Source organism: Kitasatospora sp. NPDC034035, assembly GCF_055575755.1.
This window is the reverse complement of the sequence record NZ_JBVISA010000027.1, coordinates 103,394-121,570: the sequence shown is the minus strand read 5'-3', so window position 1 is coordinate 121,570 and position 18,177 is coordinate 103,394. Positions and strand designations below refer to the sequence as shown.

Below are 18,177 nucleotides of genomic sequence, written 5' to 3'. Positions count from 1 at the left end.
GACAGCCGGGCCACCAGCCTGCCCCACATCGCCCGAACAAGCCGAAACGGCCCGCCGGATAGACCGACGGACCGTCACGAAATATCGAGGCTAACACGCGGGGACAACGGGTCCTGGGGCGGGTGGGGTTCACCGCTCGCGCTTATGTCAATTTTCGAAACATACCCCGTCTTATGTCCGTCCCCGAAACATAAAGCGAACCGCGAGAGGCGGCGTGAGCTGCGCCGACTTTCCCAATCGGTAACCCACGGGAAAGGGTTGACACCATTAGTTGGTCTAGTCCAATGTGTGGAGGGCGTGGTTCGGCAAAGCCTGAGGCGAGGTGAGAGACCTTGCCGAGCAGGCGAGTTGAACCCCTGGCGTGGTGCCGAGGCGCGGTCGGGGGTCGAGCCGAGAAGGAGCGTGTGCGGACCGCAGATGGTCCGCGGGAGGAATTCCCGACCCGGCCGGGAACCGGTCGAGCAGCCCGCCGTGCCCGCGCCGCCCGCCGAATCAAGCGCTGCGCCGACTACGAACCATGGAGTGACTGCCCATGCCGAGCCCAGACGGACAGGCCGACGAGTATCTCTACCGCGCCGCCTCGCAGCGCCCCTACTTCAGCGCGGACACCGAGAGCTACCTGGCCCGCACCGCGCTGCGCGAGATCCGCAAGAAGCACCCGCTGCGCGTCCTCTCCGAGGAGGACTACGCGCACTGGCAGACCTACGGCTACACCGTCGTCAAGCAGGCCATCCCCGCCGAGGCCGCGCGGTGCCTGCTCGACTTCACCTGGGACTTCCAGGGCCTGTCGCCCGACCGCCCCGAGGACTGGTACCGCGAGCGCGACTACCGCGACGAACTCGACCAGCACCTGCACATCTACGGCTTCGTCGAGGCCTACCACCACCAACTCATCTGGGACAGCCGCCAGTCGCAGCGCGTCTACGACGCCTTCGTGGACGTGTGGGACTGCGAGGAGCTCTGGGTCACCCTCGACCGGCTCAACCTCAACCCGCCGAACATCCGCAACCGCGACCGCGCGCTCATCGAACCCACCGACCGCGGCTTCGACATCGAACTGCACTGGGACGTCGACACCACCCAGGGCATCCTGCCGCAACGCGTCCAGGGCATCATCGCGCTCAACGACACCGCCCCCGACCACGGCGGCTTCCAGTGCGACCCGGAGCTGTTCCGCCGCTTCAACACCTGGCAGGCCGCCCAGCCGGCCGACCGCGACCCGATCCGCCCGACCGTCGACCGGGAGGAATTCCCCGTCGTGCGGCCCGAGTTGAAGGCCGGCGACCTGCTGATCTGGAACGGCCTGCTCGCCCACGGCGTCGCGCCCAACACCTCCGAGCGCGGCGTGCGCTCGGTGCAGTACCTGTCGATGATGCCCGCGCTGGAGGAGGCCGAGCAGCTGCGCCGCTCCCGGGTGGAATCCTGGCGCACGCTCGCCACCCCGGACTGGAACCGCACCCTGGTCGGCGACGCCACCCGGCCCGAGTCGCTGCGCTACGGTCGCGCCGAACTCACCGAGCTGGGGGAGAAGTTGCTCGGCCTGCGGTCCTGGAGCGGCAAGGACTTCGACCGGCAGCAAGCCGACCCTCGGCAAGCCGAAGGGCAGCAAGCCGACCCTCGGCAAGCTGATCTGCAGGACACCACGGGGGAGCGGGAATGCGCGACATCTGCCTGACCCTGCCCACCAACCGCGAGTGCGCCGACACCATCACCGCCGTCGGCGCCGAAGCCGCCTACGCCGTACGGCGGTTCGGCGTCCGGGTGCACCTGCTGGTGCTGGACTCCGCCGACCCCGCCGCGCGCGCCCGGCACGCCGCCGCGGCCGCCGCCCTGCCCGCCGCCGAGAACCTCCTCGTCCACCACCTGGACGAGGACGCCCAACGCGCCTTCCTGCGCGAGGTCATCGACCGCTCCGGCGCCGCGGGCCCCGACAAACTGCTCGACCTGATGCTGCCCGACGCCGTCTCCTACGGCGCCTGCACCAACCGGGCGTTCCTGCTCGCCGCCGCGCTCGGCTGCGCCTCGGTGCACCGCCGCGACTCCGACAGCCGCTACCAATGGCTCGACGGCGAACCGGTGTTCCCCATCGAGCACGAGCTGGCCACCCTCGGGCTGAAGGCCGCCGACGCGGCCGCCGCCGTCACCGAGAACACCCTCGACCCGGCGCACGCGGACAAGCCCGTCGCCCTGGTCGGTGCCTCCTTCGTCGGCGAACTCTCCGTCGACCTCGGCGAGATCCTCGACACCGACCCCGAGGTCTACCACGACGTGGTCGCCCTCTGGGCACCCACCGGCGCCGCCGAACACGACACACGCGAACTCGTCGCCGAATCCTTCAGGGGTGGCGGCAGCGAACCGTTCACCACCGACCGCGCCGTACTCGACCGACCCGACATCTGGCACATCGACATGTGCAACATCGGCCTCGACCACCACGTGTACGAACGCGTGCCGCTGCCGCCCGCCACCGACACCATCGGCAGCGACTACTTCCTGCACCACCTCGTGTACGACGCCACCCTGCCCGGCGTCACCCACAACCGGCACATCGTCAACTACTACACACCGGAACGGCGCACCGGCCCCGGCTTCACCGCCTACCAACTGCGCTACGCCAAGTTCCTGCTCTCCATGCTCTACCTCTACCCGGTCTACACCGAGATGGAGGCCGCCGGCGACGCCCTGCTGGACGAGCACCACCACGTGCGCCCCGAGCCGATCGCCGAAGCCGCCCGCCGCAGCGCAGCGACCGACCGCGCGGAGAACCACCGCAGACTCGCCGAACTCGACCGCTGCTACCGGCGGCTGGGCGGCAAGTACGCCGAGTTCGCCGACCACCTGGCGCCCCGGCGGGCGCGCCTGCTCGACCAGGCGCAGTCGGACATCGAGGACTACGCCCTGCTGATCGACGCGTGGGGCCCGCTGGTGCGGGCGAGCAAGACCACCCCCGCCGACCGGCTGCCGCACTAGCCGGAAGACCGGGAGCTCTCCGTGACACGCCAGACCGCACACCAGGCACCGAACCCCACGCCCAGCCACCGCGCCCCGACCGAGACCGCGGTCCACACCGGCGCACCCGGCCCCGACCGGCCCGACCACACCGCGCTCCGCGCCGCCCTCGCCGCCGCCACCGACGACCGGATCATCTACGACCTCGACGGCATCGGCCGCCAGTACGCCACCCTGCTCGACGAACTGCCGGGCGTCGCCGTACGGTTCGCCATGAAGGCCTGCCCCGTGGACGAGGTGCTGGACCACCTCGCCGCCCTCGGCTCCGGCTTCGACGCGGCCAGCCCCCAGGAGATCGACCAGGCGCTGCGCACCGGCGTCGCCCCCGAGCTCATCCACTACGGCAACACCGTCAAATCCGACCGCAACATCGCCGAGGCCTACCGGCTGGGCGTACGCGACTTCGCCACCGACAGCGTGGAAGACGTCGCCGCGATCGCCGAACACGCCCCCGGAGCACGGGTGTTCTGCCGGATCGCGACCACCGGCGAAGGCGCGCTGTGGGGCCTGAGCCACAAGTTCGGCTGCTCGCCCGAGGACGCCCTGCGGGTGCTCGGCGAAGCCCGCACCGCCGGACTCGTGCCGTCCGGCCTGTCGGTGCACGTCGGCTCGCAGCAGATGACCGCCGAAGCCTGGGGCGCCGCCGTCGACTCGCTGGCCGCCGTACTGGAAGCACTCAACTGGCGCGGCATCACCCCCGATCGGATCAACCTCGGCGGCGGACTGCCCGCCCTCGGCGTCCTCGACCGGCGCGGCCGACCCCTCGACCCGCCGCTGGACAAGATGTTCGCGGTGATCCGCGACGGCATGGACCGGCTGCGCGCCGTCAACACCGGACCGCTCGAGTTCCTGCTGGAACCCGGGCGCCACCTGGTCGCCGACCACGGCGCGATCCGCGCGCACGTCGCCCGTCTCACCTCCCGCCACCGCCTCGACGGCACCCGCGAGGACTGGCTCTACCTCAGCTGCGGCAAGTTCAACGGCCTCTACGAGATGGACCAGCTGCAGTACCGGCTGGAGTTCCCCACCCACCCCGGCGGCCAGTTCGTCCACGCCGTGGTGGCCGGCCCGACCTGCGACAGCGACGACGCGTACGCCCAGGAGGACGGCCTGGTGCGGGTCCCCCGCGCGGCCGGCTCCGGCGACCCGGTCTGGATCCACTCCTGCGGCGCGTACGCCACCGCCTACGCGACCCGCGGGTTCAACGGCTTCGAACCGCTGCCGCACACCTGCATCGGCGGGAGCAGCGAGGGAAACGAGGGAGACGACGCATGAGTGAGTCCCGTATCAGGCTGCTCCGGGAGGACGACTGGGACGAGGTGGTCGCGCTGGAGGAGCGCGCCTACGCGGCCAGCGGCCTGTCCGAGGGCCGCGAGGCGCTGCGGTCCCGGCACCGCGCCTCGCCGGACACCTGCTTCGTCCTCGAGCACACGAGTCGCCTCGGCGGCTACCTGCTGGCCCTGCCGTACCCGCTGTTCCGCTGCCCCGACCTCAGCCGCAGCGAGCACGAGCACGGGGACGGGGAGGGGGGAGAGTCCACCAACCTGCACGCCCACGACCTGGTCATCGCCGAGGAACTGCGCGGCGCGGGCCGGTCCCACCGGATGCTGCGCCACCTCGAGCAGACCGCCCGGGCGGCCGGCTACCGGACCCTCTCCCTGGTCGCCGTCCGCGGCTCCCACGTGCTGTGGACCCCCCTGGGCTACCGCGCCCGGCCCGAGATCGAGCTGCCCGCGAGCTACGGCACCCGGGCGGTCTACATGGCGATGCCGCTGGACCCCGTCCCGGCCCGGCCGCTGCCGAACCCCACCGACCCGATCCCCGGGCCCCGACCCAGAGCCGAAGTGGGCTGATCCGCATGTCTCCCGTTCGCGACGACTTCCGCCGCTCCCAACTGTCCACCGGCGCACTGTTCTTCGTCCTCGGCTTCCAGTACGCGACCTGGGTCTCCCGGGTGCCCGCGCTCAAGGCCAGGCTCGACCTCGGCGAGGCCCAGATCGGCCTGCTGCTGATGACCTGCGGGATCGGCGCGGCGGTGTCCTTCCCGCTGGTGGCGGTGCTGATGCGGCGGCTCGGCTCGCGCCCGCTGTCGGTGCTGTCCGCGCTCGCCCTCGGCCTGATCCTGCTCGCCCTGTCGGTGGTGCCGAACTACCCCGTCACGCTGCTGGTGCTGTTCTGCGACGGCGTCGCCGTCGGCTGCCTGAACGTCGCGATGAACGCCCAGGGCGCCGCGCTGGAAGCCCGCTTCGAACGGACCACGATGTCCCGGCTGCACGCCACCTTCAGCGCCGGCTCACTCCTCGCCGCCCTGCTGGCCTCCGGCGTCAACGCCTTCACCGGCGCCCTGGCCGTGCACTTCGGGCTGGCCGCCGTCCTCCTCGCGGCACTCGTCGCCGCCGCCCGGCCGGGGCTGCTGCCCGACGAGCCGCGGCAAAGCCCGGAAACGGCCACCGAGGAACGCCGCGGCTTCACCCTGCCGACCGTCGCGACACTCTGGATGGGCCTCGCGATGGTGTTCGGCACCGTCACCGAAGGTGCCATGAACGACTGGTCGGCGCTCTACCTCAAGGACGTCGTGAACGCGGGCGCCGGACTCGCCCCGATGGGCATCGCCGTCGTCTCGGTCATGATGGTGTGCGCCCGGATCTTCGCCGACGGCTGGCGCACCCGCTTCGGCGACGGCCGCATCGTCCGCACCGGCAGCCTGCTGGCCGGCCTCGGCCTCGCCCTCGCCCTGCTGGCCGGCGGCACGGTACCGACCCTGCTCGGCTTCGCCTGCGTCGGCCTCGGCGTCGCGGCCGTCACCCCCTGCGTCTACGTCGCCGCCGCCCGCCAGGGCGCCGACGCACTCTCCCTGGTCGCCGCGATGGGCACCACCGGCCTCCTGGCCGGCCCCGCCGTGATCGGCTTCATCGCCGGTGCCACCAGCCTCCTCTGGGGCATGGCCGCCGTCGCCGCCTCCGCCGCCGTCGTCTCCCTCTGCGCCACCCGCATCACCTGGCCCGGCCGGGAAGCCCCAGCCGCCGACACCCGCCTCGCCCCCGAAGCGAGTTGACGATCCATCAGGATCCGACCGGCAGGTCCGCACCCCCGAGGCGACGTGCCGGGCGAGCCTGTTCCGCAGCTCGGTGAGGCGGGCGATCTCGGCGTCCAGGGCGGCGAGGTGGGCGGCGCCGCCGCGGGATGCCCGGACGCTGACCCCTGACCCTTGCGTCAGGGGCAAGGCCGTTCAGTGGAGGAGTGTCTGACGGGGCATGAGGGACACGGGTCTTCTAGAGTCGCCTGCGGTACGTCCGTACGTCCGTACGACCGTGAGCCGCACCGAGAGGGAAGAGCATGACCGAGCAGGCCCCCGCGCCCTTCGAGCACGTGGACGAGGACTGGCAGACCGCGCTGGCGATCGTCGCCCACCCCGACGACATGGAGTACGGCGGTGCCGCAGCCGTCGCCCGGTGGACCTCCCAGGGCAAGAAGGTCGTCTACGTGATGGTGACCAGCGGCGAAGCGGGCATCGACTCGCTGGACCCGGCCGAGTGCGGGCCGTTGCGGGAGGCCGAGCAGGTCGCCTCGGCGCGGGTGGTCGGCGTGGACACCGTCGAGTTCCTCGGCTACCCGGACGGCGTGGTGGAGTACGGGCTGCCGCTGCGCCGGGACATCGCCCGCGTGGTGCGCCGCCACCGCCCGGACATCGTGATCACCAGCAACTTCCGGGAGACGTACGGCGGGGTGTTCCTCAACCAGGCCGACCACGTCGCGGTCGGCCGGGCCACCCTGGACGGCGTCCGGGACGCCGGGAACCGCTGGGTGTTCCGCGAGCTGGTGGCGGAGGGGCACGAGCCGTGGAACGGCGTGCGGCAGATCTGGGCGGCGGCCTCGCCGGAGTCGGGGCACGCGGTGGACACCAGTGACCACTTCGACCTGGGCGTTGCCTCGTTGGAGGAGCACAAGGCGTACCTGGCCGGGCTCGGTGGGGCGATGGGGAATGCCCGGGAGTTCCTGGAGGGCTTCGGCCGGGAGGTGGGCAGCCGGCTGGGGACGCGCTTCGCGGTGCCGTTCGAGGTGTTCCCGCTGCGCTAGTCCGATGGCTTGTCGATGTCGGACCCGGAGCCGGAGCCGGACCCGGAGCCGGTGTCGGAGCCGGTGTCGGCGTCGGTGCCGGACCCGGACCCGGACCCGGACCCGGAGCCGGTGTCGGAGTCGCTGCCGGGCCCGGTGTCGGAGCCGGACTCGGGCCCGGTGTCGGCGCCCTCGCGGCGCCGGCGCCGGTACCGCAGCACCTGGCGGAGCAGGAAGGCGGCGACCAGCGCTCCGAGGCCGATCGCGAACCAGAGCTGGTAGCGGATCGCGGTCCGGTACACGGTGCCGATGTTGGCTCCGGCGACATAGCCGAAGGTGCCCCAGACGCCCGTCCACAGCACGGCGCCGAGCACGTTGAACGGCAGGAACCGGCGCCAGGGCATCCCGGTGGTCCCGGCGATGATGCCGTTGGTCTGGCGCAGCACGTCCACGAAGCGGGCGACCGCGACGACCTTGCCGCCGTGCCGTTCGAAGAAGCCGTCGGCGCGTTCCATCCGGGCCGGGGTGAGCAGGACGTACCGGCCCCAGCGGTGGACGAAGGCGTGTCCGCCGGTGCGGCCGATCAGGTAGCCGAGGCTGTTGCCGAGGATGGCGGCGCAGGCCGCGATCAGCAGGACGGCGGCGAGGCTGAGGCGCCCGGTGCCGGCGTACACCGAGGCGAGGACCAGGATGGTCTGCCCGGGCACCGGGATGCCGCAGTTGTCGAGCAGCACGAGCAGCGCCACCGCGAGGTACCCGTAGTGGTCCAGCAGTGGCGCGAGCCCGGCGAGCGCCCCGGGCAGCGGGGTCGTGGGGGCGGACACCGCTCCTCACCACCTCGCGCGGGTCTGCGGACAGGCCGCGCGCCGTGGGGTGGTGGGGGCGTCGGTCAGCGTCCCGCCTGGCGCTGTTCGATGTTGCAGTCGGGGCCGGGGTAGATCAGACCCTCGTGGCCGTCCTCGAAGCGGACCATGTACGGCGGCTGGCCGTCGGCGCCGCGCACCTCGATGATCTCGCCCTTCTGGTCCACCATGCCCACCGACCTGCTGTGGATGTGGAGCTGGTCACCTACCGCTGCGTGCATGGTCTGCTCCCTGGGTCCTCGGGGTTGTGGCGGCCGCCTCCGCGGCCGTTCCGCTATCCACTGTGCTGCGGGGGCGGCGGGCTCGCAACGCCTCGGGCGGACGGGACGCGGGGGATGGGCGGGGATTCCCGGGCGATGGGCGCGGGATTCGCGTGGGGATTCGCGCGCGGATGGGTGTGGGATCTGGAGGGGAAGGGCGCGGGATTTCGCGGGTCGGACGTCAGCGGGCGGGCAGCCGTTGCGCGAGGTAGCCGCGGACCAACCGCTTGCACTCGGCGATCAGCGTCGGATCGCCGTTCGGGTCGGCGCGGAAGGCCAGCTTGAGCACCGCGTCGGCCGCCTCCAGGGCGACCCGCAGGGTCAGCGTGGTGGCCGCCGGGTCGCTCGCCCGGAACACCTCGCCGCCGAGCGCCTGCAGGCGCAGCGCGACGGCGGTGTTGTTGTCCACGCCCGCGTCCAGCAGGTGCCGGTCGTCCCGGACCCCGGCGGGGACGACCGGGCCGGCCAGGCCGAAGTCGACCTGGCCGAAGCCGGGCACCGAGCGTTTCATCGCCACGAACTCCTCCACCGCGAGGTCGGTGAAGGCGGCCGGGTCGACCGGGGCGGCGGCGGCCAGCCGGGCGTCGAGGCGCTGGAGGTACCGGTCGAGGTTGCGGCCGGCGAGAGCGGCCAGCAGGTCCTCCTTGCCGGCGAAGAACTGGTACAGGGTGCCGATCGGCACCTGGGCGCGGTGGGCGACCTCCTTGGTGGTGAGCGCGGTCGCCCCGACCTCGTCCAGCAGCCCGGCACAGGCGTCCAGGACGCGGCCGTACCGCTCCTGGCTGCGCTGTTGGACCGGGCGTCGACGGACCGACGGGCTGGTCCGGTCGACGGTCTCGGAACTCCGGGTCTCCGCACTCCTCATGGGCTCACTCTGCCGCATCCGCTGTTCCGGCGGCGAATCACCGGGACGGGAGCGGCCCGGAGTTCCTTGTGGGAAGGGAATCGACTGGTGGCCGGAGCTGAACGGCACGGTGGCGGGAAGGTGTCCATGAGCCGGCAATGGTCTTGTCGTGGACGCGAAGACCGGTTCATACTCCTGGGGCGGACTACCTTGCGTGATCGCCGCGTGTCTCTTCGTGGTGATCGCGATTCAGTCGTGGCGGCCGTGGCGACCGTGACGGACGTTCCGTCGCCACCAGAAGTCTGGATGATCCCGTGCGCCTCCTTGCTCGTGCCACGTCCCGTTGTTCGTCCCGCAGAACGGAAGGAGGGGGTTCGGTTCGGTGACACTGTCCTACGGAGGGCGTGAGGCCCTCGACATCGAGTACCACCGGCAGTTCCTGGAGTCCGGGTACCTGGTGCTGCCCGGCCTGCTGGCGGAGTCACTGCGCGAACGGCTCGTCCCCGAGGTGGACCGGTGGGTGGACGAGGGCCTGCGGGCCCGGTCGATCGCCTCCTGCGCCGATCCCGTCCGGAACGGGCCGCCCCCGCTGCTGGAACTGGAGCTGCCGGCCCACGGCCAACTCCTCACCCACCCACCACTGATGCGGACGCTGACCCGCCTGCTCGGGCCGTCGTTCGTCTTCCACCACCTGCACAGCGACCGCCAGTCCCCCGGAATCCCGGGAAAGCCCTGGCACCACGACTGCGAGCCCAACGACCGCTCCGACCCGTCGCTGCTGATGGTCCACGCGCTGCACTACCTCGGCGGACTGGACGAGAAGGTCGGCAGTCTGGCCGTGCTGCCGGGCTCGCACCACAGCACCGTCGGCAAGTCCGCGTTCGCCCACCACGGCACCGCGGAACTGCCCGGCGAGGTGGTCATCGACCGGCTGCCGCCCGGCTCGACCGTGCTGCTCAACTCGGCGCTGTTCCACACCCGCCGGCCGGCGCCCGACGGGCCGGGCCGGGTGCGGTACTTCATCGACGCCTCCTACTGCCAGGTGGGCGCGCGCTGGCGCCCGGTGAAGCCGTACTGGCGGCAGATGCTCGCCCGCGCCCGCGAACTCGACCTGGCCGACGGCCAGTGGCCCGAGCTGTTCGCGGAACGGCACTTCACCGAGTACACCGGAACCGTCTGAGGAGAGCACTGCCGTGGAGATCGTCACCGCCGTCGCCTACCCCGAGGTCCACGACGCCTACCTGCGGGACCATCCGGTGGAGCGGGCCCACGAGGCGAACAGCAACACGTACGGCGAGGAGAACCTCGAACGCGCCGACCGCATTTCCGGCGGCTGGTGGCGGGTCCGGCTCGCGCGGACGGACGTCCTGGGCGTCGTCCTGCCCTGGCACCTCAGCGAGGGCGGGGCGCTCGAACTGGTACCGCGCTCCGGGCTGACGGTGGGCGAGGCGGCCGAGCGCGTCCGCTCCGGCGGGGCCGCCTGGGCGGCCGCCAACCCGGTCTGCGCGGCGAAGCTGCGGCTGCTGCGCCGGACCCCGTTCACGCCGGTCTTCCTCAGCACCGCCCCGGTCGACCACTCCGACTACGGGGACCTGTCGGTCCGGGCCGGGCTGATCCACCTCGACGGCCTGCACCGCATGCTGGCTTGGGAGTTGGCCGGGAGACTACCCGACCGGCCGGTCCTGGACGGGTACCTGGTGGGCGACCCCGGGGTGCCGGCCGGCCCGGCCCGCGCGCGCCTGACGGGGGACGAGTCGGCGTGACCCCCGCGACGCAGCACCTGCGGTCCACGCCGTCCGCCCGGTCCGCCCGCTCGTTACCCTCGCTGCTCGCCCACCTCGCCCGGACCCACCCGGACCGGCCCGCGCTGAGCGACGGCGTCCGCACCTTCGACTACCGCACACTGGACGCCGCGGCGGGCCGGGTCGCCGCCAGGCTGGCCGGCGGCGGCACCGGACGGGGCGACCGGGTCGCCCTGGTCGGACCCCGGGACGCCCGGATGCTGGTCCTCCTGCACGGGGTGCTGCGTTCGGGCGCGGCGGCGGTGCTGGCCGACCCGGACTGGTCGCCGGCCGACCTCGCCCGGCGGCTGGCGGCCGTCCGGGTCGCCCGGGTGCTCGGGACGGAGGGCGGGCTCGGCGGAGAGGTGGTGGACGTCGAGGCGCCGGGCGTGAGGCCCGAGGTGCCGGGCGGGAAGAGCGAGGCGCCGGGCGAGATGCCCGTGCCGCAGCACGAGGTGCTGGGCGAGGACCTCGCGTACCTCTCCTTCACCTCCGGGTCGAGCGGCGAGCCCAAGGCCGTCGCCGTCACCCACGCCAACGCCGTGCACTACGCGCAGGAGCTGGCCGGGCGGCTCGCCTACACCGAGGCCGACGCGCCGCGCACCGCGCACGTCACCACGCTGGCCGCCGACCTCGGCCACACCGCCTGGCTGCTCGCCCTCGCCACCGGCGGCTCGGTGCACGTCGTCCCGGACCGCGAGGTGCGCGACCCGGAGGCCTTCTGGGCATCGCTGGCACGCGCGGGGGTGACCGTGCTGAAGACCACCCCCTCGCACCTGACCGCCCTGCTGGAGGGCCGCCCGGTCGACTCCCCGCCGCTGCACACCGTGCTGCTCGGCGGCGAGCCGCTGCCCCGCCCGCTTGCCGCCGCCCTGCTCGACGGCGGCACCACCGCACGGCTGGCCAACCACTACGGCCCGACCGAGACCACCGTCGGCGCCACCTGCCTACTGGCCACCGACACCCGCCAACTCCCCGCCGAGGAGCCGACCGTACCGATCGGCACCGCGATCGGCGAGGTGCTGCTCACCGTGGTGGACGGCGCCGGGCGGGCGGTGCCGGACGGCGCGGTGGGGGAGCTGCTCATCGGCGGCCGCGGTGTCGCCGCCGGGTACTTCGGGCGGCCGGCCGAGACGGCCCGCGGCTTCGTCCACCGGGACGGCCGACCGATGTACCGGACAGGCGACCTGTGCCGCCGGCGGGCGGACGGGAACCTGGTCTTCCTGGGCCGGGTGGACCGTCAGGTGAAGGTGCGCGGCTACCGGGTGGACCTCGCCGAGGTCGAGCGCGCCATGGACGGGTACCCGGGCGTCGTCCGCTCGGCGGCGCTGCTGCGGGAGACCGCCGTCGGCAGTCAACTGCTGGGCGCGGTACGGCTGTCGGGCGGTTCGCAGGACGTGGAGGGCCTCGGAGCGTACCTACGGGACCGGCTGCCCGGCTACTCCGTGCCGCAGCCGATCCTGGTACTGCCGGAATTCCCCGTCGGGCCGAACGGCAAGCTCGACCGGCCGAGGCTGGGCGAGCTGGTCGCCGAACTGGTCGAGACCCGAGCGGAGTTGTCGGGCGCCACCGGATCCGGCCTGGCCGGGGAGATCGCCCGGTTCTGGGCGGGCGCGCTCGGACTGCCGGCCGTCGGGCCGCGGGCCGACGTGCTGGGCCTCGGCGGGGACTCCATCCTCGCCATGCGCACCATCGCCTTCCTGCGGCGCTCGGGCCTGCGGGTCGCCTACGAGGACTTCTACCGGCACCCGACGGCGGAGGGCCTGGCGGCCGCCGCCGTCCCGGCCGCACCCTCCGTTCCGGCACCGCGCACCGGGGACGACGCCGGTCGACTCGCCCCGGCACAGCGCTGGTTGTACCGCCAGCGCTCCGTGCGGGACGTGCGGCACTGGAACCAGTCCGTCCTGCTGCGCTGCCGTGCGGCGGTGGACCCGGCGGCGCTCTCGGGGGCGGTCGCGGCCGTCCTGGAACGCCACCCGGCGCTGCGCCGGCCGATCTCCCCGGACGGGTGCGGCGAGCCCCGGCCGGTGCCCGACCTCGATCCCGTCTCCTTCTCCCGGATCCCACGCGCGGACGGGCCGGTCGCCGACCCGATCGCCGAGCCGACGGCCGACACGATCGCCGGGGTCTGCACCGAACTCCACCGCAGCCTCGACCCGTTGGCCGGCCGACTGCTGCGCGTCCACCTGTTCTCGGGCCCGCCCGGGACGGACGACCGTCTCGCGCTGGTCGCGCACCACCTGGTGGTCGACGGGCTGTCCTGGCGGATCCTGCTGGACGACCTGGCGCACGCGTACCGGGCGGTGCTCGACCAGAAGCCGGCCGACCTGCCGCCGACGGCGGACTTCTACGCGTGGGCGGCGGCCGCCCCGGCGGCGCCCGCTCCGGACACCGCCGCGGAGTCCGTCACAGCGTCCGCCACGGCGTCCACCACAGCGTCCGCCACGGCGTCCGTCGCGGAGCCGACCGACGAACCGGCCGCGCTCAGTTGGACGCTCGACGCGGACGCCACCACCCGGCTGGTCGCGCGGCACGGCGGCGGGGCCGGGCTGGAGGCGGCGCTGCTCGCCGCCTTCGCCGGGGCCGTCACCGCCTGGAGCGGCAGTCCCCGGTTCGCGGTGGAGGTCGAGACCCACGGCCGGGACACCGCGGGCGATCCGGGCGAATTCCTGGACACCGTCGGCTGGTTCACCGCCGTCAAGCACGTCGACCTGCCGGCCGGGGCCGATCCGGAGACGGTGGCGCGGAGCCTGCGCGAGACGCCCGTCCGGCCGATGGACGCCCCCGGGGAGCGGCCCGCCGCCGGGTTCAACTTCCTCGGCACCTTCCGGCTGCCCGAGGAGCCCGCGCTGGACTGGACGGTCGCCGAGGAGCAGGCCGGGGTGGCCCGCTGCGCCGGGGGCGATCCGCTGTACGAACTGCGGCTCACCGCGCGGATCGTGGAGCAGCGACTGGTCGCCGACCTGGTGTACGGGTGGCCCGCGCTGTCGCACCGCGCCGCCGAGCGGATCACCGGCGCGTTCGCCGGGGCCGTGGCCGCCGAGGCGGGAGGTGCCGAGGCGGGGGTTCCTGGCACGACGGTGCGCCCCGCCCGCGCCCCGCTCTCCACCTCCGGCCAGCTGTTGCACCCGGGCGTCCCGCCGACCGCCGGGGCGGTGGTGCGCCAACCCGCCCGGGCGGCGGTGCGCGAACCCGCCCGGGTGCTGCTCACCGGCGCCACCGGCTATCTCGGGCGGCACCTGCTGGACGCCTTCCTCCGGCGCGGCGCCGACGTCACCTGCCTGGTGCGGGCCTCCGACGACGCCGAGGCCCTGAAACGGCTGGGGGCCCACGCGGCCCACGCGGCCCACGCCGTCGCCGCGGACGTCGACCGGGACGGCCTCGGCCTTTCCCCGGCCGGGCTGGAGCAGGCCCGGGGCGCGCGGATCGTCGTGCACGCGGCGGCGGACGTCCGACTGGTGGCCTCGCCCGACGAGCTGGAGCGCACCAACCACACGGCGGTGCGCCGCCTGCTCGGCTGGGTCGGGGAGCACGCCCCGGCCGCCCGCGTCCACCACGTCTCCACGCTCGCCGTCTCGGGCGGCGTGGACGGCCCGCCGCGCCGCTTCAGCGAGGCGGACCTGGCGATCGGCCAGCACTTCCGCACCCCGTACGAGCGGACCAAGTACCGTGCCGAGCAGGCCGTCCGGGCCTGGGCCGCCACCGGGCACGCCGCCTACCTGCACCGCAGCGGCCACATCGCGGCGCACAGCCGGACCGGCGCGTTCCAGGCCAACATCGGCGACAACCGGATCTACCAGCTGATCCGCGGCTACCTGCTGGCCGGGGCCGCGCCCAGCCGGCCGGACACCGCGTTCGCGTTCTCGCACGTGGACACGGTGGCCGCCGGGATCGCCGCGATCGCCCTCGACCCGTACGCCGCGCCCGGCGCGTACCACGTCGAGTCGCCGTACGAGGTCCCGCACGACGAACTGGTGGGCTGGCTCGCCGGGCTCGGCCACCGGGTGCGGCTCACCGACGACGAGACCTTCGCGGCCGCGATCGCCGGGGCCGAGCGGCGGCACCCGACGGCCGCCCGGCTGGCCGCCGCCTGGGCACAGCAGGAGGAACGCAACGTCCGGGTGGACAGCGCGTACACCACCGCCGTGCTCGACCGGCTCGGGGTCCGCTTCACCGCCCCGACCGCGCAGTGGTGGTCGGCCGCGCTCGCCTGGGCCGCCGAGGCCGGCTTCCTGCCGCCCGCCGACCCGTCCCGACCCGTCCCCGACCCTTCGGCCGGCCCCGCTCCCCGCCCCTCCACCGACCGTGCCCCCGAACTCTCCCCCGAAGGCAGGACTCACCCGTGAAGGCAGCATCCAGCGTGACAGCAGGTTCGGTGCCCCGGCTCTCCCCGGCGCTCAAGCAGGCCACCCCGGTCGTCGCCGTGCGCGGCGAGGGTCTCCACCTCTACGACGCCGAGGGCCGCCGCTACCTCGACTTCACCTCCGGTGTGGGGGTGACCAGTACCGGCCACTGCCACCCGCGGGTGGTCGAGGCCGTCCGCGAGCAGGCCGGCCGGCTGATCCACGGCCAGTACACCACCGTGCTGCACGACCAGCTGCTCACCCTCACCGAGCGGCTCGGCGAGGTGCTGCCGCCCGGCCTGGACTCGCTGTTCTACGCCACGGCCGGCACCGAGGCGGTGGAGGCGGCGCTGCGGCTCGCCCGGCACGCCACCGGGCGGCAGAACGTGATCGTCTTCGAGGGCTCCTTCCACGGCCGCACGATGGGCGCGGCCTCCCTCACCACGGCCGGCACCCGGTTCCGGGCGGGCATCGGCCCGCTGATGTCCGGGGTCGCGGTGGCGCCCTTCCCGGCCGCGTTCCGGCTCGGGATGTCGGAGGCCGAGGCGGTGCAACACGCGCTGCGCGGACTGGACGAGGTGCTCGCCACCGTCTCCGCGCCCGCCGAGACGGCGGCGATGTTCGTCGAGCCGGTGCTCGGCGAGGGTGGCTACGTTCCCGCCCCGCCCGGCTTCCTGGCCGGGCTGCGCGAACGTGCCGACCGGCACGGCATCCTGCTGGTCGTGGACGAGGTGCAGACCGGCTTCGGCCGCACCGGCCGGTTCTGGGCCCACCAGCACGAGGACACCCACCGGCACGAGGACGCCCACCCGCACGAGGGCGGGGTGTGCCCGGACGTCCTGATCACCGCCAAGGGCCTGGCCAGCGGCTTCCCGCTGTCCGCGATCGCCGCGCCCGCCGAGCTGATGGGCCGCGCCTGGCCCGGCTCGCAGGGCGGCACGTACGGCGGGAACCCGGTGGCCTGCGCGGCCGCCCTGGCCACCCTGGACGTGCTGCGCGAGGAGCGGCTGGTCGACAACGCCGCCGAGCAGGGCGCGCGGCTGCTGGCCGGGCTGCGGGCGGTCGCCGCCGAGGCGCCCGGGATCGCCGACGTCCGCGGGCTCGGGCTGATGGCCGCCAGTGAGTTCTGCCGCCGCGACGGCTCCCCGGACCCGGAGGCCGCCCGGCGTGCCCAGCAGGCGGCCGGTGAGCACGGCCTGCTGCTGTTGCTCTGCGGGATCCACCTCAACGTGGTCCGGATGATCCCCGCGCTGGTGGTCACGGCCGGGCAGATCGACGAGGCGCTGGAACTCTGGACGAAGGCCGTCGCGGCCGGAAGCCGGTAGGAAGGAGATGCGAATGGACGCGATGACGGAAATCGGCTGGAGCAGCCTGGAGTTGGAGGCCCGGCGGGAGCTCTGGTCGCTCCCGCTGGAGGAGGAGGAACGGTGGCTGCTGTGGGCCGACGCGCGGGCCGAACGGTGGGGCGCGGCCGAGCCGGTGCGCGCCCGGCTGCGGGACTTCGTCCGGGACGCCGTCGCCTCCGTCGGCATCACCCACGTCAGCCGCCTGGTGGACCCGGCGCACCCGGAGAAGGAGATCACCGAGGCGCTCTCCTTCCTGCTGCGGGACTACGGCCGGATCGTCCCGCAGAACGGGCGCGGCGACCTCACCTCGGTGCTGCGCGACCAGGACGGCGACGGCAACACCGAGCTCGGCTTCCATTGCGACACCTGCGACCTGCTGGTCCTGCTGTGCCTTCGGCCCGCCTTCGACGGCGGCGGTTTGACCAAGCTGGCGAGCGCGCGGCACGTCCGCGACCTGATCGAGCGGGAGCGCCCGGACGCCCTGGCCACCCTCTGTGAGGACTGGACCTTCGACCGGACCGGCCGGGCGGGCCCGCAGGTGGTGGTCACCCCGATCCTCTACCACCAGAAGGAGGGGACGGTCGGCTGCTACTACCAGACCCGCACCGTCCGCTCCTCCCCGGACCGCGGCGGGCCGGAACTGACGGACCGTCAGTGGGAGGCGCTGGGCGTGCTGGACGAGGTGCTGTACCGGCCGGAGATCGCCTTCGGGCTGCCGATGGCCGCCGGTGACCTGCTGATCATCCGCAACAGCCGGGTGCTGCACGGGCGTTCGCCGTTCATCGACGAACCCGGCGGGTACGCCCGGCGGATGCTGCGGATCTGGGTGAACGAGGGGGAGGAATGGGCGCGTTGACCGCACCGAACGACGCCGCGGACGCACCGCAGGACGCCGTGGCCGCACCGAACGACGCCGCGACCGCACCGCACGGACGGGTGGCGATCGTCACCGGCGGGGGCAGCGGCCTCGGCCGGGCCTCGGCACTGGCCCTGCTGGAGGCCGGCTGGACCGTTGCCGTCGCCGGACGGCGCAAGGACGCGCTGGAGGAGACCGCCGCGCTCGCCGGCCCGGCCGCCGCCCGGGTGCTGCCCGTCCCGACCGACATCCGCAGCCCGGAGGAGGTCGCCCGGCTCTTCGACACCGTCCACGACCGTTACGGCCGGCTGGACCTGCTGTTCAACAACGCGGGCGCCGCCGCCCCGCGCCGGCCGATCACCGAGACCCCGTTCGAGGACTGGAACCGGGTGCTCGACACCATCGTCACCGGCGGCTTCCTCTGCGCCCGCGAGGCCTTCCGGGTGATGAGCGCCCAGACCCCGCAGGGCGGGCGGATCATCAACAACGGCGCGCCCTCGGCGTACGTGCCGCGCCCCCACTCCATCGCGTACACGGCCGCCAAGCACGCCGTCCTCGGCCTCACCAAGGTGCTCGCCCTGGACGGCCGCCCGTACGGCATCTCCTGCGGGCAGATCGACGTCGGCAACGTCACCCCCGTCGACGGCGGACCGCAGCCGGCCGCGATGCAGGCCGACGGGACGATGGCGGTGGAGGCGACCATCCCGGTGGAGCGCTTCACGGAGGCGCTGGTGCTGATGGCCGCGCAGCCGCCGGACACCGTCATCCAGTCCCTGGTGATCCTGCCGACCACCATGCCGTTCGTCGGGAGGGGGTGAA

Annotated in this window: 15 protein-coding genes; 12 read left to right on the top strand and 3 right to left on the bottom strand. The window is 73.7% G+C overall.

Annotation, left to right across the window (positions count from 1 at the left end; translation table 11 throughout):
• The first annotated feature begins 532 nt into the window (after positions 1-532).
• The 6 genes from ACZ52J_RS31410 to ACZ52J_RS31385 all read left to right on the top strand — a co-directional run bounded on the left by ACZ52J_RS31410 (position 533) and on the right by ACZ52J_RS31385 (position 7,086).
• A complete protein-coding gene (locus ACZ52J_RS31410; protein ID WP_465623559.1) occupies positions 533-1,675 on the top strand; it encodes a phytanoyl-CoA dioxygenase family protein in 1,143 nt (380 codons plus the stop codon).
• Complete coding sequence (locus tag ACZ52J_RS31405) at positions 1,657-2,970, top strand: DUF6271 family protein (RefSeq protein WP_465623558.1); 1,314 nt, start codon at positions 1,657-1,659, stop codon at positions 2,968-2,970. The genes ACZ52J_RS31410 and ACZ52J_RS31405 overlap by 19 nt, the downstream gene beginning before the upstream one ends.
• Positions 2,971-3,141: 171 nt before the next feature.
• Entirely contained in the window at positions 3,142-4,284 is a 1,143-nt protein-coding gene (locus ACZ52J_RS31400) for a type III PLP-dependent enzyme (protein WP_465623566.1), read from the top strand.
• The gene (locus ACZ52J_RS31395) at positions 4,281-4,862 is read left to right on the top strand and encodes a GNAT family N-acetyltransferase (protein ID WP_465623556.1); all 582 of its coding nucleotides are present in this window, start codon (positions 4,281-4,283) and stop codon (positions 4,860-4,862) included. Before ACZ52J_RS31400 ends, ACZ52J_RS31395 begins: the two co-directional genes overlap by 4 nt.
• Before the next feature lie 5 nt (positions 4,863-4,867).
• A complete protein-coding gene (locus ACZ52J_RS31390; RefSeq protein ID WP_465623555.1) occupies positions 4,868-6,064 on the top strand; it encodes an MFS transporter in 1,197 nt (398 codons plus the stop codon).
• Between the two features lie 281 nt (positions 6,065-6,345).
• A complete protein-coding gene (locus ACZ52J_RS31385; RefSeq protein ID WP_465623554.1) occupies positions 6,346-7,086 on the top strand; it encodes a PIG-L deacetylase family protein in 741 nt (246 codons plus the stop codon).
• On the opposite strand, the gene ACZ52J_RS31380 is transcribed toward ACZ52J_RS31385, so the two are convergent.
• From ACZ52J_RS31380 to ACZ52J_RS31370, 3 genes are all read right to left on the bottom strand, one after another.
• Positions 7,083-7,889 carry a DedA family protein gene (locus ACZ52J_RS31380; protein ID WP_465623552.1) on the bottom strand — a complete coding sequence of 269 codons (807 nt, stop codon included), beginning with the start codon at positions 7,887-7,889 and terminating at the stop codon, positions 7,083-7,085. The genes ACZ52J_RS31385 and ACZ52J_RS31380 overlap by 4 nt on opposite strands.
• Positions 7,890-7,954: 65 nt before the next feature.
• Positions 7,955-8,149 (bottom strand): DUF1918 domain-containing protein, encoded by a 195-nt coding sequence (locus tag ACZ52J_RS31375; protein WP_360502118.1) that lies wholly within the window; start codon positions 8,147-8,149, stop codon positions 7,955-7,957.
• A 220-nt stretch (positions 8,150-8,369) separates the two neighbouring features.
• Positions 8,370-9,053, bottom strand: a complete 684-nt coding sequence (locus ACZ52J_RS31370; protein ID WP_360502115.1) for a TetR/AcrR family transcriptional regulator — start codon at positions 9,051-9,053, stop codon at positions 8,370-8,372.
• Positions 9,054-9,414: 361 nt separating this feature from the next.
• Between ACZ52J_RS31370 and ACZ52J_RS31365 the strand changes: the two genes are divergently transcribed.
• From ACZ52J_RS31365 to ACZ52J_RS31340, 6 genes are read left to right on the top strand one after another with little or no spacing between them, the layout of a single operon-like run.
• Positions 9,415-10,212 carry a phytanoyl-CoA dioxygenase family protein gene (locus ACZ52J_RS31365; RefSeq protein ID WP_465623550.1) on the top strand — a complete coding sequence of 266 codons (798 nt, stop codon included), beginning with the start codon at positions 9,415-9,417 and terminating at the stop codon, positions 10,210-10,212.
• Positions 10,213-10,225: 13 nt separating this feature from the next.
• Complete coding sequence (locus tag ACZ52J_RS31360; RefSeq protein ID WP_465623549.1) at positions 10,226-10,795, top strand: DUF6309 family protein; 570 nt, start codon at positions 10,226-10,228, stop codon at positions 10,793-10,795.
• On the top strand, positions 10,792-15,159 hold the full coding sequence (locus tag ACZ52J_RS31355; RefSeq protein ID WP_465623548.1) for an amino acid adenylation domain-containing protein: 4,368 nt from the start codon (positions 10,792-10,794) through the stop codon (positions 15,157-15,159). Before ACZ52J_RS31360 ends, ACZ52J_RS31355 begins: the two co-directional genes overlap by 4 nt.
• Positions 15,160-15,188: 29 nt before the next feature.
• On the top strand, positions 15,189-16,481 hold the full coding sequence (locus ACZ52J_RS31350; protein WP_465623565.1) for an aspartate aminotransferase family protein: 1,293 nt from the start codon (positions 15,189-15,191) through the stop codon (positions 16,479-16,481).
• A 13-nt stretch (positions 16,482-16,494) separates the two neighbouring features.
• The gene (locus ACZ52J_RS31345; protein ID WP_465623546.1) at positions 16,495-17,358 is read left to right on the top strand and encodes a TauD/TfdA family dioxygenase; all 864 of its coding nucleotides are present in this window, start codon (positions 16,495-16,497) and stop codon (positions 17,356-17,358) included.
• Positions 17,346-18,176 (top strand): SDR family oxidoreductase, encoded by an 831-nt coding sequence (locus tag ACZ52J_RS31340; RefSeq protein WP_465623545.1) that lies wholly within the window; start codon positions 17,346-17,348, stop codon positions 18,174-18,176. Before ACZ52J_RS31345 ends, ACZ52J_RS31340 begins: the two co-directional genes overlap by 13 nt.
• Position 18,177 lies beyond the last annotated feature (1 nt).